At 52.9% G+C, this 26,140-nt stretch carries 18 protein-coding genes; 12 read left to right on the top strand and 6 right to left on the bottom strand.

From position 1 onward, the window contains the following. Positions 1 to 1,313: 1,313 nt before the first annotated feature. The 3 genes from ACE5LO_RS22805 to ACE5LO_RS22795 all read right to left on the bottom strand — a co-directional run bounded on the left by ACE5LO_RS22805 (position 1,314) and on the right by ACE5LO_RS22795 (position 6,298). Entirely contained in the window at positions 1,314 to 3,326 is a 2,013-nt protein-coding gene (locus ACE5LO_RS22805) for an iron ABC transporter permease (protein ID WP_375522261.1), read from the bottom strand. After that, a complete protein-coding gene (locus tag ACE5LO_RS22800; RefSeq protein WP_375522260.1) occupies positions 3,323 to 4,357 on the bottom strand; it encodes an ABC transporter substrate-binding protein in 1,035 nt (344 codons plus the stop codon). The genes ACE5LO_RS22805 and ACE5LO_RS22800 overlap by 4 nt, the downstream gene beginning before the upstream one ends. Before the next feature lie 99 nt (positions 4,358 to 4,456). Then, entirely contained in the window at positions 4,457 to 6,298 is a 1,842-nt protein-coding gene (locus ACE5LO_RS22795) for a helix-turn-helix domain-containing protein (protein WP_375522259.1), read from the bottom strand. 205 nt (positions 6,299 to 6,503) lie between these two features. On the opposite strand from ACE5LO_RS22795, the gene ACE5LO_RS22790 reads away from it, so the two are divergent. After that, a complete protein-coding gene (locus ACE5LO_RS22790; protein ID WP_375522287.1) occupies positions 6,504 to 7,322 on the top strand; it encodes an endonuclease/exonuclease/phosphatase family protein in 819 nt (272 codons plus the stop codon). Here ACE5LO_RS22790 and ACE5LO_RS22785 read toward each other — a convergent pair. Then, on the bottom strand, positions 7,295 to 8,710 hold the full coding sequence (locus ACE5LO_RS22785) for an ATP-binding protein (protein WP_375522258.1): 1,416 nt from the start codon (positions 8,708 to 8,710) through the stop codon (positions 7,295 to 7,297). The genes ACE5LO_RS22790 and ACE5LO_RS22785 overlap by 28 nt on opposite strands. Continuing rightward, on the bottom strand, positions 8,683 to 9,378 hold the full coding sequence (locus ACE5LO_RS22780; RefSeq protein ID WP_375522257.1) for a response regulator transcription factor: 696 nt from the start codon (positions 9,376 to 9,378) through the stop codon (positions 8,683 to 8,685). The genes ACE5LO_RS22785 and ACE5LO_RS22780 overlap by 28 nt, the downstream gene beginning before the upstream one ends. Positions 9,379 to 9,587: 209 nt before the next feature. Here ACE5LO_RS22780 and ACE5LO_RS22775 point away from each other — a divergent pair, with 209 nt between their 5' ends. From ACE5LO_RS22775 to ACE5LO_RS22765, 3 genes are all read left to right on the top strand, one after another. After that, entirely contained in the window at positions 9,588 to 10,286 is a 699-nt protein-coding gene (locus tag ACE5LO_RS22775) for a YceI family protein (protein ID WP_375522256.1), read from the top strand. Positions 10,287 to 10,429: 143 nt separating this feature from the next. Then, the gene (locus tag ACE5LO_RS22770) at positions 10,430 to 11,422 is read left to right on the top strand and encodes an iron-hydroxamate ABC transporter substrate-binding protein (RefSeq protein WP_375522255.1); all 993 of its coding nucleotides are present in this window, start codon (positions 10,430 to 10,432) and stop codon (positions 11,420 to 11,422) included. 171 nt (positions 11,423 to 11,593) lie between these two features. Further along, positions 11,594 to 11,986 carry a hypothetical protein gene (locus ACE5LO_RS22765; RefSeq protein ID WP_375522254.1) on the top strand — a complete coding sequence of 131 codons (393 nt, stop codon included), beginning with the start codon at positions 11,594 to 11,596 and terminating at the stop codon, positions 11,984 to 11,986. Positions 11,987 to 12,290: 304 nt separating this feature from the next. Here ACE5LO_RS22765 and ACE5LO_RS22760 read toward each other — a convergent pair whose 3' ends face one another. Further along, the gene (locus ACE5LO_RS22760; protein ID WP_375522253.1) at positions 12,291 to 13,193 is read right to left on the bottom strand and encodes a transposase; all 903 of its coding nucleotides are present in this window, start codon (positions 13,191 to 13,193) and stop codon (positions 12,291 to 12,293) included. Positions 13,194 to 13,953: 760 nt separating this feature from the next. Between ACE5LO_RS22760 and ACE5LO_RS22755 the strand changes: the two genes are divergently transcribed. The 8 genes from ACE5LO_RS22755 to ACE5LO_RS22720 all read left to right on the top strand — a co-directional run bounded on the left by ACE5LO_RS22755 (position 13,954) and on the right by ACE5LO_RS22720 (position 25,693). Then, positions 13,954 to 15,504, top strand: a complete 1,551-nt coding sequence (locus ACE5LO_RS22755) for a response regulator (RefSeq protein WP_375522252.1) — start codon at positions 13,954 to 13,956, stop codon at positions 15,502 to 15,504. 20 nt (positions 15,505 to 15,524) lie between these two features. Next, positions 15,525 to 17,303: a sensor histidine kinase gene (locus ACE5LO_RS22750; RefSeq protein WP_375522251.1), complete on the top strand. Its 1,779-nt coding sequence runs from the start codon at positions 15,525 to 15,527 to the stop codon at positions 17,301 to 17,303. A 61-nt stretch (positions 17,304 to 17,364) separates the two neighbouring features. Then, positions 17,365 to 18,627: a Gfo/Idh/MocA family protein gene (locus tag ACE5LO_RS22745; protein WP_375522250.1), complete on the top strand. Its 1,263-nt coding sequence runs from the start codon at positions 17,365 to 17,367 to the stop codon at positions 18,625 to 18,627. A gap of 195 nt (positions 18,628 to 18,822) precedes the next feature. Further along, entirely contained in the window at positions 18,823 to 20,112 is a 1,290-nt protein-coding gene (locus ACE5LO_RS22740) for an ABC transporter substrate-binding protein (RefSeq protein WP_375522249.1), read from the top strand. Between the two features lie 106 nt (positions 20,113 to 20,218). Then, positions 20,219 to 21,115, top strand: a complete 897-nt coding sequence (locus ACE5LO_RS22735) for a carbohydrate ABC transporter permease (RefSeq protein ID WP_375522248.1) — start codon at positions 20,219 to 20,221, stop codon at positions 21,113 to 21,115. After that, positions 21,108 to 21,932 (top strand): carbohydrate ABC transporter permease, encoded by an 825-nt coding sequence (locus ACE5LO_RS22730; RefSeq protein WP_375522247.1) that lies wholly within the window; start codon positions 21,108 to 21,110, stop codon positions 21,930 to 21,932. The genes ACE5LO_RS22735 and ACE5LO_RS22730 overlap by 8 nt, the downstream gene beginning before the upstream one ends. Before the next feature lie 28 nt (positions 21,933 to 21,960). Continuing rightward, positions 21,961 to 25,008 carry a beta-galactosidase, LacZ type gene (gene lacZ / locus ACE5LO_RS22725; RefSeq protein WP_375522286.1) on the top strand — a complete coding sequence of 1,016 codons (3,048 nt, stop codon included), beginning with the start codon at positions 21,961 to 21,963 and terminating at the stop codon, positions 25,006 to 25,008. Positions 25,009 to 25,558: 550 nt separating this feature from the next. Further along, positions 25,559 to 25,693: a hypothetical protein gene (locus tag ACE5LO_RS22720; protein ID WP_375522246.1), complete on the top strand. Its 135-nt coding sequence runs from the start codon at positions 25,559 to 25,561 to the stop codon at positions 25,691 to 25,693. Positions 25,694 to 26,140: the final 447 nt, after the last annotated feature.

Genomic DNA, 26,140 nt, shown 5'->3' with positions numbered 1-26,140 from the left:
TGCAAGAAGGGGGTTCGCCCCCCTCAGAGTCTAGTAGCCAGAGTGAGATGGGTATCTATAGGGTGGTGTTCGTTGCCTAATGCCTAATGCCTAATGCCTTTCCATACAGCTTTGCACGATTATCCCTTTTGATCAGAATGCGGGGGTTGGGGCCTAGCCCAAGTGGGATGTTTGGCTTGAAACAGGAACGCATGTTTGGTGCAATGGGAAAAAGAACTTACGTACGTGGATTATGGATTCGCCGACTGCACCTAACCGAAGGGGAAGAAACGATGTGGCAGAAGTTGCTGTACATCGGTGTGGCGATTCCGGCGAGATCCCTTACCGCCAACTGATTGCGCGCCAACCGGATCAGCCTCTTGCAGCTGCGGCCTGATCGCAGGGCTTGAGCGAGGAAAGGTGAGGCTGATGTGCGTGGCTTGAACGGTGTGGCTTAGCATGAACGGGGAAATCGGAAAAATTCAGTTTCAAGCGGCAACGAGGACCAGGGGCTTTTTATTTTTTCGGTGTCTTGCTTCTCTCCTTCCTTCTCTCCCAGTCGCTTGGTCGGTTTCACATCACCTAAACACTCTGCTCCTCCTATGATCGTCTCATGACCTCGAACCGATCTGCTTCTCCATAATGCACAATCAAACAAATAATAGACCCATTCGATGGTCCTGAATAGCGTAACCACAGGCATTTTCGTGCCTGATTTGATCCGTTATTTACTTTAACGTGCCTAAAGCTATATTTTCGGTTCCCGGTTTTCTGTTTTTCTGTACCTGATCCAACGGGATAATCGTGCAAAGCTCCTGAAAAGCGAGTATCACATGTCTTGCCACGATCGGCTGGCGGCTTGACTGTCCAACTAGAAGGGGATTCGAATCGAATTCTTCAGAACCCAGTAACTACAAAGGTTTAAGTGGATTTGGGCTCTGGGCTCTGCGAAAGTTGAGTTATAGGTGCTGTAGGAGGGATTGTCTTGGATATTAGGCTCGTACGTAAAAACGCCACACGAACGTCACGAGGAATGCTTTCTAAGGCGTGGTATATGATCGATGGACGTTTGTGTTTGGTGAAAGGCAACTCTGTTTGTTGGCATGGTATCGGATGAAAATTTGGCTTCAGTTGGGTTTGTAGGAGGATGGTTGGTGGGTCTCCTTTTCTGATGAAGATAATTTTCGTAATAGTACCCAACAGTCTTAAAAGGATCTTCTAGAAAACAGGCACTGTTTTTCGGATAGTGTAACTTAAAGGAATTATTGTCGGACACAAATAAACGCCCTTCCTCCACTTTATGGAGGCAGAAGGGCGTTATTTTTGTCATCCTGTCATTTTCGCCCCATGCTCCTGTACATCAGGAACAGAAAATAAGGCGAGCCGATCAAAGAGATCATCAGTCCTGACGGGATTTCCTTGGGCGCCAGTATGATGCGGCCGCTCGTGTCGGCGAGTACCAGCAGTATCGCCCCGAGCAGGCCGGAGAGGATGAGCAAGCGCCGCGTGTGATGACCGATTAGAAGCCGGGCGGCATGCGGCGCCATTAGGCCGATAAAGCCGATTGTGCCGACGCTCGCAACGGCTCCGGCCGCAAGCAACACACCGGCTGCCAAAGCCAGAAGCCGGGTGCGTCGCACCTGCAGGCCGAGGCCGGTCGAGCTTTCGTCGCTGAAGGCCAGCACATCGAATTTGCGGCCGAATGCCCAGGACATGGGCAGCAATACCGCGAGAAAGCAGGCGATGACGAGCAGATCGTGCCAGCTGCGCGCATAGGTGCTGCCGTTAATCCAGATCAACGCCTTGTTCCCGGCAAAGCTTCCCTTCACCAGCAGCGCCTGAATACCGGCGGAAGCGACGGCGGATACGGCGATGCCGAGCAAAATCAGAACAGACGGCTGCAGCGACTTGCGCCAGGCGAGCAGGAAGACGAGCGCCGCGGCGATCACGGCTCCCGCCATGGCCGCAAGGGGCAGAAAGCCGAGCGGAACCTGAGGCCAGACGACGATCAGGAGCAGCGCACCCAGCCCTGCGCCCGGAGCGGCGCTGATGACCCAGGAGTCGGCGAGCGGATTGCGGATGGCGCTTTGAATCAGCACACCGCTGACCGCAAGCGCACAGCCGGCCGCTGCAGCAACGAGCGTTCGTGGCATGCGCAGGTTCAGCAGAATCGAATAGGGCGAGGCGTTGTCCGTTCCAACAAGGCTGCTCCACAACTCAGTCAGCGGGATGCGGGAGCTGCCTAGTGTGAAGCTCACAAGAATGAGCGCTACCAGCAGCGCCAGCAGTGCCAGAGCAAGCGGAGCGAAGCGCAGACGGGCGGCCGAACCGCTGGCGGTCACGGATGCCTGCGTCGCTCCGGTAGAGATTCCCTTCATCTTGCGCAGCACCAGCCAGATCAGCCATGGCGCCCCGACCGCCGCCATGACCGCGCCGACTGGCAGTTCCCCGACGTCGCTGCGAATCATGCGGGCGATGATGTCTGCGGCAACAAGCAGCACCGCCCCCCATAATGCGCTGGCCGGAATCACGAGGCGATGTGAGCGAAGCCCGGCCATGCGCACCAGATGGGGAGCCAGCAGGCCGATGAAGCCGATGGGCCCGGCCACGCTGACGACCACGGCCGCAAGCTGTACGGACAGCGCGACTCCGGCGAAACGAATCCATCCTCCCCGCTGTCCAAGGGACTGTGCCGTCGATTCGTCGAACTCAAGCACATCGAATTGTCTGCCCAGCACAAAGGCAGCCAGCAGTCCCGCCATGACCCAAGGCCAGGCATATGCAACGCCGCTCCAGTCCATCTGCTCCAGCGATCCCGAGCCCCATAGAAACAGTGAGCGCGTCTGAATCGGATTCAAAATATGCAGCGCCGCCGTAAACGACCCGAGCACCATCGATACGATGATGCCGGAGAGAGCCAGGCGGACCGGCGCCGCGGCGCGGCCGCCGCCCAGCAAATAAGCGGCGAGAGCGGCCAGCGCCCCGCCCGCTGCGGCAAACAAAAAAGGAGAGTGGTGGAGCTGCAGTGGAAATGCAACCGTACCCAGCACCACCATAAAATAAGCGCCCGCGTTAATGCCCAGCGTATCAGAGGCAGCCAGCGGATTGCGCGTAACGGTCTGCAGCAAGGCCCCCGCCGCTGCAAATGCCGCGCCTGCCAGCAGGCCGATAGCGGCGCGTGGCAGACGCAGCTCCCGGATTGAATGATGATAAAGATTGTCCTGCGGTCTCAGCAGCGCTTCGATGATAGCCGAGGCGGGAATCGGCGCGTCGCCCACATACAAGCTGAGCAGCAGCAAGGCAAGGAGAGCGGCAACGCCCCCTCCGAATATGGCGGCCAGTCTCATGGCAGCAATGATTTGACGACTTCGTCGACGAGTACCTTGGCCGATACCGGTCCGCCGAACAGCCAGGTGCTGCCATCCAGCGCATAGTGCCGGTTATCCTTGACAAAAGCAAGATCATTCCATACCGCATTAGATGCCAATTGCCGGTTGAACACGTCATCCGTCTGCTGCGCGACAGATAGCAGGGTGGCATTCTGTACCGCGATGAGCGCCTCGATGCTTGTATCGGTATATCCGTATTGCTCGAATTTTTCCGGTTTCCAGACGTTCTGCAGGCCGATGTGATTCAAGGTCTGGATGGCCATCGACGTTTCTGTCATGGTCCACAAAGCGGCAGCATTCTGATCGCTGCGGCCCTGGACCAGAATGTAAGGCAAATCCGCTTTGCCTGCGGCGGCAAGCTTGGCTTTGGCTTCCTCGTAATGCCGGTCCAGCCCGGCCACATACTGCGCTGCTTCCTCTGTTTTGCCCACTGCGGCCGCAATCTCATGGAAAATATCCATCATCCTCGTATATTGGTCGCCGTCTGCCGGATATTGAGTGAACATCATGGTCGGAGCAATAGCATTAAGCTGCTCATAGATCCCTTCCTGATAGGCGGTACCGGCGATGATCAGGTCCGGCTTCAGCGCGACGATTGCTTCGAGGTCCGGCTCGTCTTTGATGCCGAGCTCCACGACTTCATCCGTTACCGCAGCCTCGGAAGTCACCCAGTTCTTGTATTCTTCGTTCTCCGCATTGCCGACCGGCTGCATGTCAAGCGCAACCAGCGACTCGGTGAACAGCCAGTCGAGCGATACGACACGGGTTGCCGGCTTGTCCAGCGTCAGCGTGCCCTTGTCGTGCTGTATCGTGATCGGTCCCGCACCGGCGCCTACGGCACCCGTCTCTGCCTGCGGCTTATCTGCTGTGGACGGGCTCTCTGCGCTGCCGCCAGGACTTGCGTTATTTGTCCCTGCATTTCCACAAGCCGCCAGCAAAATCATCAGCAGCGTCAGTACCAGACCTGAAATTCCTTTGCGTTGTTTCATTCGGATGTCTTCCTCTCGCCAATAATTGATAATCATTATCAATGAGAATGTTAGCAACGTTCCAGGAGCCCGTCAATGGACATAGATGACAGATAATGATTACATTTGTGATGACAGCAGCTCAGCCGCCTGCTCCAGCTGCAAATCCATCGACAGCGGGTCGTAACCATAAAATACATTGTAATCAGGTGTATAAATGCGCTGCCGGCAAGCCTGCTCCAGCTGCCGCCATGGGCCGGTTTCCAGCACGGACGGTGTTTGCGCATACCAGTTCGAACGGTAGTGGAACAAAAAAATATGATCGGCGGCGTACTCCGTCAGCGCTTCCGGAGCTACCGGTATATTGAGCAGCCCTTTGTCGATAATGTCCCGCTTGACCGCCGGGGGCGGCTTCAACTGCAGCGCCTCGTAAATGATATTGCCGCCCATGCTTGTCAAATTTCCATACACGTATAATTTTTCGGAGACGATTTTAACAATTAGCGCCGTCTCTCCCCGGCCAAGGAGCGGAGCCAGCATGTCTCTGGCCGCAGCCGCTTTCCGGTCAAATTCGGCCAGCCAGTCGGCAGCCTGCTCCTCGCGGGTGACGGCAGCGGCCAGACTGAGCAATTCGCTGCGCCATGATGCGCATTCGCTCGGAAGCAGCAGTGCCGGAACCCGATCGCTGAGCGGTTCTGCGCCTTCTTCATCGGAGTACGCAATCGCCAGGTCGATGCCGAGCTCATCAAGCTTCTGTATCACACTCTCGCTGTACCATTGCGTCTCCTGAAACGAGGACAAATCGATCCGTTTCTCGTAATGCCGGAGCATCCATGGTTTCATCCATTCTCCGATGACGCCGAGCTTCGGTACGATGCCAAATGCGAGCAGGCATGATGTTGTGTGCGGATTGAGCGCCGCATAGCTTTTCGGCTGCTTTCTGTATTCTGTCGGATAGACATCGGTCAGCTGCTTGAATTTGCGGCTGAAATAATGCCCGCTCCCGAAACCTGTCGTTACTGCGATATCATGAACGCTGTGCTGTGTAAGCTGCAGCAGTTCGCGTCCCTTCCGAACCCGTGCTCTGTTCAAATAATCAATGAAGCTGCGGCCCGTTCCTTTCATGAATATTCTGGAAAAGTGTTCAGGGCTGATGCCGATCAGCGCCGCCAACTGATCTCGCGTGATATGCTCCTGATAATGCTCCCTGATATATCGGATGGAATGCTTGATCCACCGCTCCGTCTCGCCGGCTTCCTTCGCAGAGGACGAAGGGAAGACACTGTCGAGCAGCTGCGTAAATAGCGACTGCACTTTCAACGGATCACGCGGTCTGCCGGGCTGCGCTGCGGCATGCAGTTCCTTGCACAGCTGCAGCGCCCGTGTGGGATAAGCAAGCCGAATCTTTCCCTCCGGCAGCGGGCAGGCTGCCCGTTCGTATGCGCTGCCGTTGCCCGCAAAGTTCTCTGCAGGAACGAGCGTATCGAACACGATGCGGTCGATCAGCAATTTCCGGGGCTCTTCGTTGATGATATACATTCCCGTGCCTGCCGGGCAAAATACAGCAATACCCGGAGCGAGCAAGATCTTTTTGCCGGCCATATGCAGCTCGCCCTTTCCTTCGCGTACAAGCAAAAGCATATCATGGTCCGTCAAATTCCACTCTTTGTCGGTATGATCATAATAAGCCAGTTGCTGCGTCTCCCTTGGGATAAAAGCAGCCACATTGAGGGGGCTTGCGCGGTTTGCGGATGGCAAGGCTATGGACATATCCGGCTGTTGCCGCCATCGTCCGGAGCGCAGCTCCTGTCTGAGAAGTGCCGCTTCTTCATCCGTCAGTGAGCCTACATGCTTCACCAGACGGTGTTTTCTTCGGCCGTCCTCGTCTTTGTAGGCGGCTACGATCCGGTAATAGCGATAAGTCTTGCCGTTGCGCGTTACGGTATGCTTCTTCAGGAACATGATCGAAACCCGACCTCCTTGTCAATTCGTCCGAAGAGAGAGTTGGGGACTATTTTGGGGACGACTTTGCTTCTCTAAAGATTGTACTCGCCCGGCTCGAAAGAGGGAAGTCCCGCTCCCCCTGCATTTCCTGTCTGCCAGAAGCAGTATGCGGCCCTTAGGTGTGTTATGATGTATGTACAATTATGGAATGCAGGTGATTAAAATGAAATTGTTGACCTTGAACACCCATGCCTGGCATGAAGAGCACCAGATGGACAAGATCGGGCAGTTGGCCCGCTTTATCAATGAGCATCAATTTGATGTCATTGCACTGCAGGAAGTGAATCAATCCATGCACGAAGCTGCGGTCGCAGCGGAAGGTCTGGCCCGTTATACGATGGCGGAGCAGGGGGCGGTTATAAAGCAGGACAACTATGCCTATGTTCTTCTGCAGCAGCTGGAAGAGACCTATCACTGGACCTGGGTGCCGACTCACATGACCGCTGGGAAATACGATGAAGGAATGGCGCTGCTGTCGAGAACGCCAATCCTGGAAACGGTGAGCGATTATGTGTCCGCAGGCCGCGACAATGCCAATTTTCGCACACGGAAGATCGCCGGCATTCTGACGGAAGCGGGCGGGGAGAAGACCTGGTTTGTCAGCGGACATTTCGGCTGGTGGCATGACAGCGAGGAGCCCTTCCGGCAGCAGTGGGACCGGGCGGAAGCCGTTCTGCAGAGCTGCAGATCCAACCCTGTATTTATGATGGGGGACCTGAATAATGCGGCCAGTGTTCGTGGCGAAGGGTACGACTATATCATGCAGCACGGCTGGTATGATCTGTACGAAGCAGCGGAGCTGCGCGATGAGGGCTACACGGTGCTCAAAGCGATTGCCGGCTGGGCGAACAATACGGACAGCCTGCGCATCGACTATATTCTCTCCAGCGTGCAGGTGCGGGCGAAGTCTTCCACGGTTGTGCTGAACGGGAAGACAGGCCCTGTCGTATCGGATCATTTTGGCGTGGCCGCGGAGCTGTAATCCGCCAGGGGAAGCCGCAGCATGAAGGTGCTGCCTTCATTGGAGCTGGTCAGCAGCTCCAAATTCCCGCCCATGCCGGCGGCCAGAAGCTTGCTGAAGGTCAGCCCGAGGCCAAGGCCCCGGATGCTCTGCTTCTTGTCCTCCCCCCGGTAGAAGCGCTGAAATACGAGCTCCCGCTCCTCCGGCGGGATACCGATTCCGTTATCAGTAACTGTTATTTCCGCAAAACCGTCTTTACGGATCTGCAGCGAGGCCCGGATCCGGATGCTGCGCCTTTCATGTCCGGCCTGTGCGCTGTTGTTCAGCAGATTCGTAATAATCTGCTGAATGCGGAGCGCATCACCTGTTACCCTGACAGGATGATCGGGAACGGCGAGTTCAGGCCGCGCTGCATCCTCGGGCTGGAATAGAGACCACTGGTGTGCGATTTCCCCGAGCAACGGTCCGGCATCAAGCACTTCGCGCTTGATATGGATGACTCCGGCAGCTAACGCGTTATAATCCAGCAGATCGGCAATCATCCGCTGCAGCCTGTCCGTCTCCTGCAGGGCAATGTCGAGAAACTCTTCAGCCTCTCTCTCCGTCACGACGCCCTCACGCACCGCATACACCAGTCCCTTGACGGAGGTGACCGGTGTTTTCAGCTCATGTGTCAGCCCGGCCAGCATAAACTCCCTGGAGTGCTCAAGCTGCTTCAGCCGTTTAGCCATGTCTCCGAAGGAGGCAATTAGCTCGTTCAACTCTCTTTCTTTTACCCCCGCAGCCAACTGAACGTCATAGTCCCCGTGGCTGATTCGTTCGGCAGCCTGTGCCACATTACGGATCGGCATGGACAATTTGCGCGAAAGCAGGTAGATGGTCAGCCAGCCCAATAAAGCGAAGGATACCAAAGCGGCAGCCAGCAGGCTGATCTCATTGGAAGAAAAGGACAGGGAATTATCGCGCTGCAGCAGCGTCACTTGGCCAAGGGTGGAGCCGTTATACACGATCGGGGCGGTAACGGGCTTGAGTGCCGGGCCGTTTTGCCTGCCCTTTTCGGGATTGAGCCGCTCGCGGGCCTGTTTTTCCGAAAGCTTGGGATTGGAGAACACGGGTTTCCCCTCCTGATCCGTCACAATGACACAGATATCGGCTCCGTATTTGATGAACTGCTTTCGGTCTTCGATCAAGGAATCCAGGTTATCGACAGGCTCGCCTGTTCTTTCCTTGCTGGCCAAGCGGTCGGCGATTTCCTCAGCGAACAGTCTGGCGGTCTGCAGCTGATTGCTAATGGTCTCCTCCCGCAGTGAGAAGATCGAGATCACCGCAATCAGCAGCAGTCCGATCAACAGCACAATAAAATAACGGATGGTCCAATATGTTAAAATCGATGTCCGTTTGCGGTCCAAAATTGATACCCCGTTCCCCTCAGTGTTTTAATTTCCCCTTCATCCGGCGGCCATTGCGCCAAAGCCATGCGCAGCCGCCGGATGGACAGATCCACAGCCCGGTCGCTGCCCTCGTAATCCGCTCCCCATATTTGTTCAATGAGCTGCTCGCGGGTAAAAATCAGGTTCGGGTGCTGGGCGAGAAACATCAGCATGGACATTTCACGTGGAGGAAGCTCCACCAGAGCTCCGTTCAACAGCACACGCCGGGTCAGAAAGTCGATGGACAGGCTGCCGAAATGGTGTCTCCTGCGCTCATCCTGCCATTGGGAGGGACGGCGCAGCACGGCCTGCACTCGCGCGACAACCTCCTCCGGGATAAAAGGCTTGGACATGTAGTCATCGGCGCCGCCGTTAAGCCCGGCGAGCTTATCATCGATACTGTCGCGTGCAGTCAGCATGATGACAGGGCAGTTGCTCTGCTCGCGTATTCGCTCCAATATAGTCCAGCCGTCCACCTGTGGCAGCATGATATCCAGCAGCACAAGCGAAGGCGTCTCCTGCTCGAACAGCTCAAGCGCCTTCCTGCCTTCGGCGGCCTGAATGACCTGAAAGCCGGCTTTCACCAGGTAGGCCGTGAGCACCCGGGAAATGGCCGGTTCATCTTCTATGATCAAGATCGTTTTCAAGTTATAAGCTCCTTTATCGTGAATCTTGTATACATAGGCCGGGTTCAATCTCTTCTATTAAGATGATCCGGCTGTTAGGCTCTATTATAATGAGCCCTCATACGGCGGGTAAAGCTGGAGGTAGTTGTTGTCAGGGGCTTCGACATTTTGCCGACATATTGAAGTGCTAGGATACATGTATACAAACATAATCATTAAGGAGTGGAATAATGAAGAAAAAAGGATACTGGATTATCGGAGGAGTCGCGGTGGTCCTCATCGGCGGAGGTATTTTTGCTAATTCATTTATGAACAGTTATCTTGGCAACAATGTGGAAATAGAATCGGTTACTTCCTCCGGTACGGCAGCAGATGCCACAGCACAGGCAGGGTCGGCAGCAGGCGCGGATGAGCTTAACGGAGCATGGACGGTATCGGATGAATCCAAGGTGTACTGGTCTATTACCACATCGCGGGAAACGGTGAATTTCGTGAATGAAGCGGTGGAGGGCAACTGGACGGTAGACCTGAGCAATCCGGCGGCGATGAGAGGGCAAGGCACGGTGGCCATGGCGAATCTGGACTCCGGCAACGCGCAGCGGGACGAGCATCTGCAGCAGGGAGATTTCTTTGATGTAGCCACACACCCGGAAGCCAAGTTTGAAGCCACCTCCTTCTCCGCTCTGCCGGAGGAATGGACCGAAGGGGAGAAGGTGCCGGTTGAGCTGACCGGGACAATGACCGTGAAAGGCATTGAAAAAGAGGTGTCCTTTGCTTCCGAGGCGGTCTATAGCGGCGGTCAACTGCTGCTGTCCGGCACAACGACGGTGACCTTCCAGGACTTCGGACTGACGAACCCGCACTCGGTTGTGCTGGACACGGAAAATGACATAAAAGTTCAGCTTGAGCTGGTGCTGACGAAAGCATAACGATTGCCATGCGGTATCAGGCTGTCGGGAAGTCCCGGCAGTCTGTTTATTCGCTTAATTTGCTGGACACTGATGGACATCCCTGTTATTATTTGATTGATAATTATTCTCAATTAGAATAACACAGGACAGGAGAGAGCATTATGTACATACATCAAGTTCGTAAATGGGCATTTGTTGTTTTTACATGTCTTATGATTGGGGTTCTGGCGGCTTGCGGAAAAACTTCCACTCCTTCAGCGGCTAATTCGGGGGAGTCGGCTGGCAGCACGAATAGCACAGAAGCTGTGCAGTCAGAGACCATTAAATACCAGGCCTCGAATGGTGTAATCGAGATTCCGCGCAATCCTGCGCGGGTTGTGGAAGTGGCAGACAGCTATGTCGGGGATTTGCTGGTGCTCGGCATCAAACCTGTGGGGGTGAATCAGCAGGCGCTGGAGAATCCTTATTTTGAGGGGAAGCTGGATGGTGTCGAAAATTTGGGGGATGGCCAGTCTTTTGAGCAGATACTGGAGCTTAAGCCTGACCTGATTATTGCCCCCGGGTGGGCAGATGCCAGCCTCATTGAGAGTTATTCGAAGATTGCCCCTACCGTGGCTATCAAGTTTGGCGAGCTTCCATTAAGAGAGCAGCTGCGTGAATTCGGCAAGATGACAGGCAAGGAGGCCGAAGCGGAGACATGGATTGCTGCATGGGATCAGAAAATCGCCGCGGTGAAGCCTCAGGTACAGGCTGCGGTCGGGGACAAGACCGTATCTATCCTGCAACCGTATGCTAAAGGAATCTATGCATTTGGCCATAACTTTGGCAGAGGCGGCGATATCCTCTATGGCGAACTGGAGCTGAAAGCGCCGCCGATCATTCAGAAGGAGGCCATTGATAGCGGCCAAGGATGGGCGAACCTGTCTCTGGAGAAGCTGCCGGAGTACGCTGGAGACTATATTTTCACGAACGCCTGGAGCGGTGATGACGCCGATCCTTCTGCTGTATATGAGAGCAGCTTGTGGAAAAACCTCCCCGCTGTCAAGAATAACCTGGTCTTCATGACGAACCGCAAGGGGGATTTATTCAACGATCCGATATCTCTGGAAGCACAGCTTGAATTTATTCTGGATTGTTTGCTGGAACGGAAATAACCCGTCTCACGGCGATTGCTTCCGCTAACCATTGGGAGCAATCGCTTTTTTTTGCTGCCGATTCGGCGATATAATGTAACGTATGGTATGAAACTTTCTCGGAAAGTGGATCTAGCTTATGTCATACTGTTTGATTCTCGGGCCCGAGGGGATTTCAAAGAGGATTCTGATTTGGATCTCATGTTTGTAGGTAAGAATCTGGGGGCATCAGAGTTTCGTGGCGTCGTATCCGATACTTTATTTGAGGTGCTTCTTGATGATAACAGTGTACAATATATAGCAGCTATAACATCGTTATTGGATGAGTGGGAAGAAGCTCTACATAAGAAGATCGAGCGCCTTGAACTTCAATCTAATCATCCGTCCTTGACAGCCAAGCCGCCAGCCGATCGTGGCAAGACATGTGATACTCTCTTTTCAGGAGCCTTGCACGATTATCCCGTTGGATCAGGTCAAGAAAAACAGAAAACCGGGAACCGAAAATACACTTTAGGCACGTTAAAGCAAATAACAGATCAAACGAGGCGCGAACATGCCTGTTGTTACGCTATTCAGGACCATTGAATGGGTCTATTATTTTTTGGATCATGCCTTATGGAGAAGCAGGTCGGCTCGAGGCCATGAGACGATCTTAGGAGAAAGCAGAGCGTTTAGGTGATGTGAAACCGACTGAGCGACCGAGAGAGAAGGAGGGAGCGGAGCAAGGCACCGAAAAAATAAAAAGACCCTGGTCCTCGTTGCCACTTGAACTCGAATTTATCCGATTTCCTCGTTCATACTAGCCGGCACTAGCCCACACCGATCAAGCCACGCACCTCAGGCTCACCTTTCCTCGTTTAAGTACTGCAATTAGGTTCAAGTACTGCAATTAGGCCGCAGCCGCAAGAGGCTGAACCAGTTGGCGCGCAATCAGTTGGCGGTAAGGGATCGCCGGAATCGTCACGACCATGTACAGTAACTTCTGCCACATCGTTGCTCCCCCTTCGGACAGGCGCAGTCGGCGGCGGCCGGTGTACTCGTTGAGGTATGCCTGGAGATGTTTCGTTCCTAAGGCTACATACGTACTCTTCAGCGATTCCCACGCCTCTCTCACCACTTTCCGCAAGGGTCTATACAGCCGATAGGCTTGAAGGAACGATTGTACCTCCGATACACGGACATCTACCTGTTCGTTGATGAACGCAGCGAGTTCGTGACGATTTGCTCTCTGCCCCTCCCCCTTCCTCTGCGGGATCAGGCGAATTTTGACCTGCTCCGGCTCGCCCGACTCCGTGACGGTGCACCCGGCTACGACCACCGAAGCATGCGGATGAGGAAACTGAGGTCGGGACGGATTACACCCATACAGGTCACTGTTCACCTTCACGTCTCTGCAGAGCAGCTCCCGGGCATCGAACTCCCCGATGGCATGGCGTAGTTTGTGTAGCACAGTCCAAGCTGTCTTGTAGGTGACCTGGATCACCTGGCTCAGCCGCATCGCCGAGATGCCGTCGGGGAGCAGAAACAACTCCAGCGCTTGGAACCACTTGGTCAGGGGGAGATGCGTTCGTTCAAAAATCGTGCCCACCAAAGCCGACGTTTGATGCGCACAGCTTGTGCACTCGAACAAAGGGACACGTCGGGAAGTTAGACGACTGCAGCGGGTATGGGCGCAGCGTGGACAGACGAAACCATTCGGCCACTTCATCGCGATCAATGCCTCCATGCAGGCCTGCTCGCTGTGATAACGACTGCTAAAGGATTGAAGTTCCGTTTCCACTTGGACTTCCATGTCTGCTCGCCTCCGAATCCATAATTCACGAACATAAGTTCTTTTTTTTCATTATACCAAACATGTGTTCCTATTTCAAGCCGAACATCCCACTTGAGCTGCCTCTTTTTCTTATCTCTTTTGTCTCTTTTGTCTCTTTATTCCTTACCCTAGGCCCCCAACCCCCGCATTCTGACTAAAAGGGATAATCGTGCAAAGCTGCATGGAAAGGCACCAGACACCAGGCATCAGGTGCCAGGCATCAGACACCAGGCACCACACACCGCGCCCTATAGACACCCATCTCACTCTGGCTACTAGACTCTGAGGGGGCGAATCCCCTTCTTGCAAGAAGCTAGCAAAAAGCTGTCTTCTTTGATTCAGCGTCAACCCCAGCCAGAGATCTCCGTTTTACCCCGTTATATCAGGGCCTGTTTGCCGATTTCTTGCTGCGAAAGGTAACAATATGAAAAAATGATGTCTGTTTTAAAAGAACATACTCGTTCAATCTTTAAAGCTAAAGAAACAGGGGTTATGGACGTTGTCCCTAGTTTGCAAAGCTTATCTAACGACCTCTTGAATGCTATAGGTTATGTTGAAGATGAGTCTCGCAACATGTAACAGTAGCAGCCCAGGCCAATTTTTACATGCTGCAGGAAGATAAAATTTCTTTGCCCCTTTGAATTGAATTATGGTAGCATAAGAACACTTATTAAAGCGCTATCATATGAACTTGTGATATAGAATACCAGGAATTTCCTTAATGTTGGGGAGTGAGAGCATGGAGCAGATGTGCCGGATTTTGATCGTGGATGATGAAACGCTTGTCCGTCAGGGGATCAAGCATTATTTAAACTGGGAGCAGTATGGATTCGAGATCATCGGGGAGGCCTCCAATGGCCGCGAGGCCTTGGAGTTGATTGAAACGGTGCAGCCGCACATTGTCATTACTGATATTGTCATGCCCTTGATGGACGGCGAAGAGTTCACCAGAGTGGTAAAAAGCCGTTATCCGCATATTGAAATCATTGTGCTCAGCAGCTATGGTGAGTTCGAGTATGTCCGCTCAACCTTCCAAAGCGGGGTGGCCGATTATATACTGAAACCGAAGCTGGAGACAGAGGAGCTGTTGCGGGTGCTGCAAAAGACCGCCCGCCGCATTCCGTCCCTCCAATACAGCGGCGGCAGCGGCGAGCATACCGTCACGGTGGAGTCCGTGATCGGGAAGCTGCTTGCGTCCTATGACTTTGAATTTGACCCGGCTATTCCACAGCGTCATTTTCCCTATAGCGGTTTTTGCCTGCTTGGTACGGACAGGGGCCGCTTGTCTCCCAAAGGCGGGGCCGGGTTATCTGATCCCGGGCAGCAGTTTGCCGACTCGCTGCGCGCGTCCCTGGAGCATATTGTGATCATGCCAGTACCGGCGGACAGCCATTTGTCGGTTTTATTGATCAATGTGGGGCAGGCAGACTATGCACATCTGCTGGCGAAAGCAGAAAGTCTGGCACAGCCGTCGGCCACCGGCCAACCAGGCGCCGGATGGGTGGTCAGCCGTTGGTTCAGCGAGTTCAGCGAATTGGGAAGCCTATTCAGGGACAGGCTGATGAAGCTGCTGGACAGCAGATTTTATGTTCCGGAAGCACCGCTCTTAACGGAGAATTTCTTGCCGCAGCAGGCTTCACACACCGCTCTGTTTGACCTGAAGCGTTTTGCCGAAGAAATGAAACGGGAGCATTTTGAAGCGGCCTTCCAGTCCCTGCGGGATCATGTTGCCGGGATGGCGCAGGATTACAGCAGCCCTGCTTCCGAATTCAGATCCTTTCTGGGGAACATCATTTTCAATATTACGATTCTGCTCGGCGGCTCCGGATATGATGTCAAGGAGCTGGACAAAGCGAAGTTTGCCTACTTTCAGGCCATCGAAGAGGCTCGTCATGTGCATGAAGCCACCGCCAGGCTGGAGGATTTCCTGCGGGAAGCGGACATATTGATTTCCTTGAAGCGGCAGCAGACGGGTGATGGCAGTATGAAAATGCTCCTCGATTACATCAATGACCATTACAGCGAGCCGCTCAGTCTGACCGCGCTGGCCAAGCATTTTCATTTCAACCCGTCCTATTTGTCGACCTATTTTGCCGCGCACAACCAGGAAGGGTTCAGCGAATATCTGAATAAGGTCCGTATCGATCAGGCAGCAGAGCTGCTGCGTTCCAGCACAGCTCCGATTTCGGAAATCAGCAGCATCGTCGGGTACTCGGATCACAGCTATTTTACGAAGGTATTCAAGAAGCTGACAGGCACCTCGCCCAGCCAATATCGAAGAAAGCATTAACAGGGAAAAGGGAAGAACGTATGAAAAAATATTTGGACCGCATGAAGCAGGGCGGGTTGTTCTTTAATATATTCATCGTCATGATCATCAGCATTACGGCGGTATGCGTGTTCACCTCGCTGGTGACGCTCCGTATGTCGGAGCGTCTGTTTGTCGAAACCTTCAGCATTACGAATTCGAAGGTGCTGAACCAGATTAAAACCAGCTTTGAGTCATTCAACGATTCTATCGTTAACGCCTCCAGCTATGCGTCCCAAAGTCTGACGGTGAAGAGCTTCCTGACCGCCGGCAGCGCCAATTCTGTCACGACGGCCAAGACTTATTTCAATATGGGCCAGCAGATGAAGCAGATCAAATCCAGTGTGGACGCTTATGATGTGGGCATTACCATTGCAGGCGTGAACGGCAGAAGCTATTCTGCCGGCCAGATGAACTGGTCTGTGGCGGGGGAAGACCTGGCAGACCATCACATTACGGTCAATACCATTGCCGAGCCGAAGCGGCTCATGTATCAGTATGACCGTGAACGTGCGGTCGGAGCGGCGCAGAACGAGCATTTTATCATCGCCTCCAAAGCCCTTGTCGAACGTACCAGCGGAACACTGTACGGCACTTTGTATGTCTCCATCCGTGAACAGGAATTCAAACAGTTCTATTCCAATTTTACTAGCACAGGCAATGATGTTGTCATTCTGGACAATGCTGGCCGCATCGTTTCCAGCAACCGCGCAGAATGGATTGGACAGAGCTCGCCTGAGCTGCTCAGCGATGCGGTGGATATCGCCACTCAGCAACTTTCCTACAAAAATGCGGAAGTAATGGGCAAGGACCATATTCTGCTCGCCAATTACATCCCTGCCTACGATTTCTATCTCGTCAATCTGATTGACCGCAAGTATGCCGTAGGCCAGATTATCAACGTCAAGTCGGTCGTGCTGATCTGTCTGGCGATTATTTCGCTTTCCCTGCTGATCGTATTCCTGATTTCCAGAAGGCTGACGGATTCTCTGTCCCGCCTCGTCAAGCAGATGTCGAATATTACGGAGAAAAATTTCGATAATTACATCGACATTGGCGGCAGCTACGAGACACGCGAGCTGGGCAAGGCTTTTAACTACATGCTCTACGAGCTGAACGATTATATCGCCAGGCTGCTGCATACCCAGAAGGAACAGCGGAATGCCGAGCTGGCGGCGCTGCAGCGGCAGATTAATCCGCATTTTCTGTACAATACATTGGCCTCCATCAAATTTCTGGTGCAGCAAGGCAGCAAGGAGAAGGCTGCCGAGACCATCAATGCGCTCATCTCCCTGCTGCAGAATACGATCAGCAACGTCAATGAGACGGTCACCATCGAGCAGGAGCTGGCCAATATGCAAAATTACGTGTTTATTAACCATGTCCGCTATGGAGACCGGATCAAGGTCAATACATTCGCGTCACCCGACTGCATGCACTATCATGTGCCAAAGCTGATCATCCAGCCTTTTATTGAGAATGCGTTCTTCCATGCCTTTAATCAGAAAAATGAAGGCATGATCTACATTCTGGTGTCCCGCACAGAGGATATGCTCATTTGCGAGGTTGCGGATAACGGCGACGGCATGGACGGCTTGTCCGGCCAGGATACCTTGCCCAATCCGAAGAGCAAGCGCCAGCTTTTTACCGGCATCGGCATTCAGAATGTGCATAACCGCATTACCCTGTTGTACGGTGAGGATTACGGGGTAAGCATCACAAGCGCCAAAGGTGAGGGCACGAGGGTGAGAATTACGCTGCCCCTGATTGAACGAGCATAAAGCAACAAGTAACGTAATAAAACTGTAACGCAGACAGCCATTTACATGGGAGGTTATGGATTTGAAGCTGGCGTTAATCGGTGCAGGACAAAGGGGTATGATCTATTCAAGGCATGCATGCCAAAGTGCGGAAATTGTGGCGGTTGTTGAACCGGATGACAGCAGAAGGAAGGCGGCAGCGGATGAGTTTCGGATTCCGCCGGATAAACAATTCGCAGCTGTGGATGAATTTTATGGTTTGGGGAGAATGTGCGATGCCATCATCATCTCTTCCATGGATAGGGACCACTATGCGCAAACGATGGAAGCGCTGGAGCTTGGCTATGATATTTTGCTGGAAAAGCCCATTTCACCAAGTCCTGAAGAATGCTTGAGAATCAACGAAAAAGCCAATAAAAAAGGCTGCAAGGTGATTGTATGCCATGTGCTCAGGTATACGAATTTCTTTGCAGAGATGAAGAGAATCATTGACAGCCAGGAGCTCGGTAAAATCATCACCATTCAGCATAACGAAAATATCGGCAATTTCCATATGGCCCATTCCTTTGTAAGAGGCAATTGGAGGAGGAGCGATCTGAGCAGTCCGATCATCATGCAGAAGTCCTGTCATGACATGGATATTCTATCCTGGCTTGTGGACAGCGATGCCAAACGAATCTCTTCGTACGGCAGCCTCACTTATTTTAAAGAGGAGAATGCGCCGGCAGGCAGCGCTGAGCGCTGCCTGGACTGCAAGGTCGCTGCGGAATGCCGGTTCGATGCAAGAAAAGCCTATTTGCCTGTGCGGGGGCAATGGCCGGCTACCGTCGTTGCAGCAGATCAGACGGAAGAAGCATTGCTGCAGGCACTGCAGACGAGTCCTTACGGACACTGTGTGTACCGGATGGACAATGATGTGTGTGATCATCAGGTGACCCTTATCGAGTTTAAGAACGGGGTTACGGCCACGTTTAACCTGAGCGGATTTACCAATACAATGTGCCGCACGATCAAAATCATGTGCGAGCATGGAGAAATTCGGGGGGACGATGCCCAGAATGTCATTGAGGTCACCCGGTTTAACTCCAATATGGTTGAGGCCAACCAGCAAACGGTCATTCGGCCAGCTTCCCTGAGCGGCGGCCATCTTGGCGGCGATACAGGTCTGATGAACGATTTTTTGGATAATTTGAACAAACCCGATTTCAGCAGCAGATCCTCCATTGACAGGTCTGTCGAAAGTCACATGATGGCCTATGCGGCGGAAGAGGCAAGAGTAACCGGTACCGTAATTGATCTGGATCAGCTCAAAGCGCAGCTGCAGCAAAGCGAAGATCGCCAATAAAAATGCCAGAAACAAAAAAAAGTACAATTTGAAAGCGTTATCCAACGGAAGAACATAATAATAAAACAAATCTAGGTAAAGATATTTATAGCAGTCCCAAAAGCGTGAATGATAAGATATTCATGCTGAAGGGAAACGCTTTCAGTAAAGGGTTTCAAGGAACCCGAATTCTAAAAAGAAACAGGGGTTGAACACATGAAAAAAATGATTTTGCTCTTGTTGGCATGCGTGCTCGTATTGTCCGCTTGTTCAAGCGGCGGGGGTGCCAAAGAAGGGGGAGCGGCTTCGGATCCCAATAAAAAAGAGATCACGATCTGGGCCTGGGACCCTAACTTTAATATTGCAGCCCTGAATATTGCCAAGGAGTTGTATGTGGCCAAGCATCCGGATGTGACCATCAACATCGTGGAATACGCACAGGCTGATATCGTGCAAAAGCTGAACACAGGCTTGAACTCCGGTACGACAAAAGGTCTGCCGAACATCGTGCTGATCGAGGATTACCGGGCGCAGAACTTCCTGCAGGCTTACCCGGATTCCTTCCATGACATGACGAACACGATTGATCCTGCAGCCTTCGCTGATTACAAAATCGGACCGACCAGCGCGAACGGCAAGCAGTACGGCGTTCCGTTCGATTCCGGCGTTACCGGATTGTATGTCAGAACAGACTACCTGGAGCAAGCAGGTTACAAGGTTGAAGACTTGACGAACATTACGTGGGATCGTTACATCGAGATCGGTAAGGATGTCAAAGCTAAAACCGGCAAGGACTTCCTGTCACAGGACCCGAATGACCTTGGGCTGATCCGCATGATGCTGCAGTCCGCAGGCTCATGGTATCTGAAAGAAGACGGAAAGACGCCTGATCTGGCAGGCAACCCGGCGATGAAAGAAGCATTGGAGACTTACAAAAAGCTTATGGATGCCAACATTGTGACCATGACCTCCGACTGGAGTCAATTCCTGGCCGCCTTTAACAGCGGTAATGTGGCAACTGTTCCGACAGGCAACTGGATTACACCTTCCATCAAGGCGGAAGCTTCCCAATCCGGCAAATGGGCTGTTGTACCGTTTCCGAAAATGGCCGGCAACAATTCTGTGAACGCCTCTAATCTCGGCGGCAGCTCGTGGTATGTCATGAACATGGACGGTCAGGATACGGCAGCAGACTTCCTGAAGCAAACCTTCGGTTCAGATACCCAGCTGTATCAGCAAATGATTACCAAAATCGGCGCCATTGGCTCGCTGAAAGCAGCAGCCAGCGGACCGGCTTACGAAGAAGGACAGGAATTCTTCAACGGACAAAAAATCTATGCTGACTTCGCAAAATGGTCGGAACAAATTCCGACAGTGAACTATGGTCTGCATACGTATGCCATCGAGGATATTCTGGCTGTTGAAGTTCAGAATTACATGAATGGCAAGGATGTTGACTCCGTCATCAATGATGCCCAGACACAGGCGGAAGCACAGTTGAAATAAAGCAGCACATGCTGTGTCCAGAGCCATAGACAGATAGCAGGCGCGCGACCCCTTGACGAATGCTGGGCAAGGAATCGCGTGCCTGTTTAAATAAGGAGTGAGTTATATGAGAGAAGCCAAGCCCGGCTTGTCCGGAAGGGTAAAAGCGGGTCTGACCGGCTGGTTGTTCATCGCCGCCGCGGTCATTATGATCTTTGCTTTTTATTTTTATCCCATGCTGCGGGCCCTGATTCTGTCCTTCCAGACCGGAACGGGAACGAACCTTACCTTTACCGGAATTGACAACTATGCGCGGCTGTTTACAGATTCCATGTTTCTGACCGCTGTCAAGAATACGTTTATTTATCTCATTTTCCAGGTCCCGCTGATGGTGATTCTGGCGTTGTTCATTTCTGTGCTGTTGAATGATAAAAACCTGAAATTCAAGGGTTTTTTCCGCACAGCGATCTTTCTGCCCTGCATTACGTCGCTTGTGGCTTATTCCGTCGTATTCAAATACCTGTTCGCCGGGGACGGTCTGGTCAATTCCTTACTGCTGAATCTGCACATGATCAGTGTACCGATTCAGTGGATTACTGATCCGTTCTGGGCCAAGGTGACGATCATTATCGCGATTACGTGGCGCTGGACCGGCTACAACATGATTTTCTACCTGTCAGGTCTGCAAAATATCGATTCATCGATTTACGAGGCGGCGCGGATTGACGGAGCATCGGCGGTACGGCAGTTTTTCAGCATCACCGTTCCGTTGCTGAAGCCGATTATTCTGTTTACGTCTATTACATCGACGATTGGGACACTGCAGCTCTTCGACGAGGTTGTGAATATTACGAAAGGCGGTCCGGGTAATGCCACGACGACCATCTCGCATTACATTTATAACCTGTCCTTCAAATATTCGGCCGACTTCGGTTATGCGGCAACAGTTTCTTATTCGATCGTGATTATGATCATTATCTTGTCATTCCTTCAGTTTAAAGCGGCAGGTGAGCGAAATGGGTAAAACCAAGACGATTTTCACATATATATTTCTGAGTGTGGCGGCATTTGTGTCCATCTTTCCTTTTCTGTGGATGCTGGTCAGCTCCACGAATGCTTCGGTAGATGTTACGAAGGGCCGATTGCTTCCCGGCTCCTTCCTCGGCGAGAATTTCAGCAAGCTGATGGAGCAGGTTGACATCATGACAGCGCTCGGCAACTCGGCCAAAGTCGCAATCACGACCACTGTACTGGCCCTGCTCATTTCTTCCCTGGCCGGGTATGGCTTTGAAGTGTACAGAAGCCGGGCGAAGGATGTCGTATTCAACATCCTGCTGCTGTCTATGATGATTCCTTTTGCGGCGCTCATGGTTCCGCTCTACCGCATGTTCGGGTCGATTACGAATTTCGTTCCTGCGATTGGTATCGATACGTTGGCGGCAGTGGTGGTTCCAACGTTTGCAACGGCGTTTCTGATCTTCTTCTTCCGGCAAAGCTCGAAAATGTTTCCCAAGGATCTGCTGGAAGCGGGCCGGATAGACGGCTTGTCCGAGCTGGGTCTGTTCTTCCGGGTGTATGTGCCGACGATGAAGACGACCTATGCCGCCGCCGCGATTATTACGTTCATGTCGAGCTGGAACAACTACCTGTGGCCGCTGATCGTGCTGCAGACTCCCGAGAATCAGACGATTCCGCTGCTCATTTCCAATCTGGGCTCAAGCTATTCGCCGGATTACGGGGTCATTATGACCGCGATCGTCATCTCAACTCTGCCTACAGCAATTGTATTCTTTGTGATGCAGAAGCATTTTGTAGCAGGTATGGTGGGTTCCGTTAAATAAACTTTTTGCGTGGGAGTGGATTTTTTTGGTGGGAGCAAAGACTTCAAAAGTCAATGAATGGAGCCAGGAGTGGCTGTCGGATGTGAGCGTGTTCGCGGTCAACCGGCTGCCTGCTTATTCGGACCACAAATACTATAAAACAGTGCAGGAAGCGGAAGCGCAGGGACCCATGGCTATGCGCCACAGCCTGAACGGCACGTGGAAGTTCAACTATGCCGCGAACCCGGCCAGCCGTCCGCAGTCGTTCTATCTGGAGGATTTCAACGTGAGCGGCTGGGGTGACATTACCGTACCTGGCCATATCCAGACCCAGGGTTATGGGCAAATGCAGTACGTGAACACGATGTATCCGTGGGACGGGCATCATGAGCTGCGGCCGCCGCAGCTTCCGGAGGGAGACAATCCGGTGGGCAGCTATGTGACCAGCTTCCGTTTGCCGGATTCCATGAAGGAACGGCCTGTATTCATCTCCTTTCAGGGTGTGGAAACGGCGTTGTATGTGTGGCTGAACGGACATTTTGTCGGTTATGGGGAAGACAGCTTTACCCCTTCCGATTTCGAGCTGACTCCTTTCCTGCAGGAAGGGGAGAACCGGCTGGCGGTGGAGGTATACCAGAGAAGCACGGGAGCATGGCTGGAGGATCAGGATTTCTGGCGTTTTTCCGGTATTTTCAGAGATGTGTATCTGTACACCATTCCGGAAATTCATGTCCGTGATGTCAAAGTGCAGGCCGGGTTGGATGATTCCTATACGAACGGTATGCTGGAGCTTAATCTGAGGCTGGAACAAGATGTGCCTGCTCGGGTGCGGGTAGACGTCAAGGATGTGGACCAGCAAATTGTTGCATCGCTGGATGGCTCCTTCACGGAAGGGAAGCTATCCCTCTCCAGCAACATTGAGCAAGTCAGTCCGTGGAGCGCGGAGCAGCCATATCTGTATACCTTGTACATCCATATCTATAACGAGGCCGGGGAACTGGTTGAAGTCATTCCGCAGAAGGCGGGCTTCCGCCGCTTCGAAATGATCAATAAGGTGATGTGCCTGAACGGCAAACGCATCGTTTTCAAAGGTGTAAACCGCCATGAATTCAACTGCCGCACCGGGCGGGCGATTACGAAGGAAGATATGCTGTGGGACATCCGTGCCTTGAAGCAGAACAACATGAATGCCGTCCGCACCTCCCATTATCCGAACCAAACCTTGTGGTATGAGCTGTGTGACGAGTACGGCATTTACGTCATTGATGAAATGAACCTGGAGACGCATGGGTCGTGGCAGAAGCTGGGGGCGGTCGAGCCGTCCTGGAATATTCCGGGCAATCTGCCGGAGTGGCAGGATATTGTCATGGACCGGGCAGTATCGATGCTGGAGCGGGATAAAAATCACCCTTCCATTCTGATCTGGTCCTGCGGCAACGAATCCTATGCGGGCGAAGTGATTCTGAATGTCGCCAACTATTTCAGAGCGGCGGATTCAAGCAGACTGGTCCATTATGAAGGTGTTTTCCACAACCGGGATTACAATGACACAAGTGATATGGAAAGCCGCATGTATGCCAAAGTGGCCGATATTGAACAATACCTGAACGACAACCCGCAGAAGCCATATATCAGCTGCGAGTATATGCACGCGATGGGCAACTCGGTGGGTGGCATGCACAAGTACACGGAGCTTGAGCATAAATACGATATGTATCAGGGCGGCTTCATCTGGGATTATATTGATCAGGCTGTCATGAAAAAGAACCGTTACGGCCAGGAGTATCTTGCCTTTGGCGGCGATTTCGACGACCGGGCGACGGATTATAACTTCTGCACGGACGGTATTGTCTACGCGGACCGGGAGCTGTCGCCGAAGATGCAGGAGGTCAAATTCCTGTATCAGAACATCAAGCTGTTCCCTGACCGCAGTGGAGTGACCGTGAAAAACGAAAACCTGTTCGCGGGAACTCAAGACTATGATCTCGTATATAGCCTGCTCCATGAAGGGCGGGAAATCTACCGCGGCATTCTGCAGCCTGAGGTGGCTGCGGGAAGCGAGGCATTCATCGCGTATGACCTGCCGGACGTGGCCGCTGCACCGGGCGAATATGCGATTCATGCTTCGCTCGTACTGCGCGAGCCTGCGCTGTGGGCACCTGCCGGCCATGAAGTGGCCTTCGGCCAGCATATTTTCCAGGTGGAGGATGCGGTTTCTCCGCAGCTGCCTGCGGGTGAGCTGAAAGTCGTCCAGGGAGACGTGAACATCGGCGTGCATGGCAACAACTTCTCGGTGATGTTCTCGAAGGGAGCCGGCAGCCTGACTTCGCTGCGTTACTCCGGCCGGGAGATGATCGCCATGCCACCGGCGCCGCTGTTCTGGCGGGCTACGACGGACAATGACAAAGGTATGGCATTGGGCTACGAAGCGGGAGCCTGGTTTGCGGCAAGTCTGGCGCGCAAATGTACGAGTGTTGCCATTACGGAAGATCTAGGCTGCGTAACGGTTACCTTCCACTACAGCCTTAGTGTGCATGCAAGTGTGGGAGTGGCTACGGCTTATACGGTGTATGCGGATGGAAGTGTGCGGGTGAAGAACATGTATGAGGGTACATCCGGGCTGCCGGATCTGCCGATTTTCGCCCTGTCGTTCAAGGTTCCGGCGGATTATCGCCATCTGGACTGGTATGCACTGGGGCCGGAGGAGAACTATGCTGACCGTGCTTTCGGCGCAAGGCTGACGACCTTCAGCAATGAGGCGGCAGACAACGTGTCCGGTTATGTGGTTCCGCAGGCGTCCGGCAACCGTACCGGGGTCCGGCGTGTGGACATCACGGACGACCTGCAGCAGGGCATCCGCATTACAGCGCCAGCATCAGCGCCGGTTGAGGCCAATATCTCGCCGTATACCGCGTTCGAACTGGAAAGCGCCTATCATCTGTATGAGCTGCCTGAGGTTCACTATACCGTAATTACGGTGGCGGGCAAGCAAATGGGCGTGGGCGGAGACGACAGCTGGGGAGCTCCAGTTCATGAGGAGTACCGCATCAAGGCGGATCAGTCCCTAGCGTTCGAATTTACGATTCAGCCGCTGTGAAACAGCCAAGCTTCGATGAATGTACGCGTCGATAGACGTTCTTCTTAGATGACACATCCTGGGTTCGACCGGTTCTCCTATGGGGGACCGACCGAACCCAGGATGTTTTTTTAACTCAACTTTAGCAGCATGAAATCGGCAAACAGGCCCTGATATAACAGGGTAAAACGGAGATCTACTGCTGGAGTTGACGCTGAATCAAAGCAGACAGCTTTTTGCTAGCTTTCTTGCAAGAAGAGGTTTCGACCCCTCAGAGTCTAGTAGCCAGAGTGAGATGGGTGTCTATAGGGTGGTGTCTGGCGTGTGATGTCCGGCGTGTGGTGTCCGTTGCCCGGTGCCTAATGCCTAATGCCTAATGCCTTTCCATACAGCTTTGCACGATTATCCCTTTTGATCAGAATGCGGGGGTTGGGGCCTAGGGGAAGGAATAAAGAGAAACGAGAGAAAAGAGATAAGAAAAAGAGGCAGCCCAGATGGGATGCTCGGCCTGAAATAGGAACGCATGTTTGGTATAATGAGAAAAAGAACTTACGTTCGTGGATTATGGATTATGGATTATGGATTATGGATTCGCCGACTGCGCCTAACTGAAGGGAAAGCAACGATGTGGCAGAAGTTGCTGTACATCGGTGTGACGATTCCGGCGATCCCTTACCGCCAACTGATTGCGCGCCAGCCGGATTAGCCTCTTGCGGCTGCGTCCTGATCGCAGGGCTTGAACGAGGAAAGGTGAGCATAAGCTGCGTCGCTTGAACGCTGTGGGCTAGTGTCGGCTAGTATGAACGAGGAAATCGGAAAAATTCAGGTTCAAGCGGCAACGAGGACCCGGGTCTTTTTATTTTTTCGGTGCCTTGCTTCGCTCCCTCCCCCCTTCTCTCACGGTCGGTTTCACATCACCTAAACGCTCTGCTTTCTCCTAAGATCGTCTCATGACCTCGAATCGATCTGCTTCTCCATAAGGCACGATCCAACAAATAATAGACTTATTCAATGGTCTTGAATAGCGTAGCAACAGGCATGTTCGCACCTCAATTGATCCGTTATTTACTTTAGCGGTTACTACTTAGGTCTATTGCATAGGCCTATTACAGAATGGGTTGTCCGCGAAGTGCGTGGGAAAGAGAAGGAAGAA

The sequence above is a fragment of the Paenibacillus medicaginis genome, from assembly GCF_042138635.1.
Classification (GTDB): domain Bacteria; phylum Bacillota; class Bacilli; order Paenibacillales; family Paenibacillaceae; genus Paenibacillus; species Paenibacillus medicaginis.
This window is presented reverse-complemented; position numbering and strand designations above follow the sequence as displayed.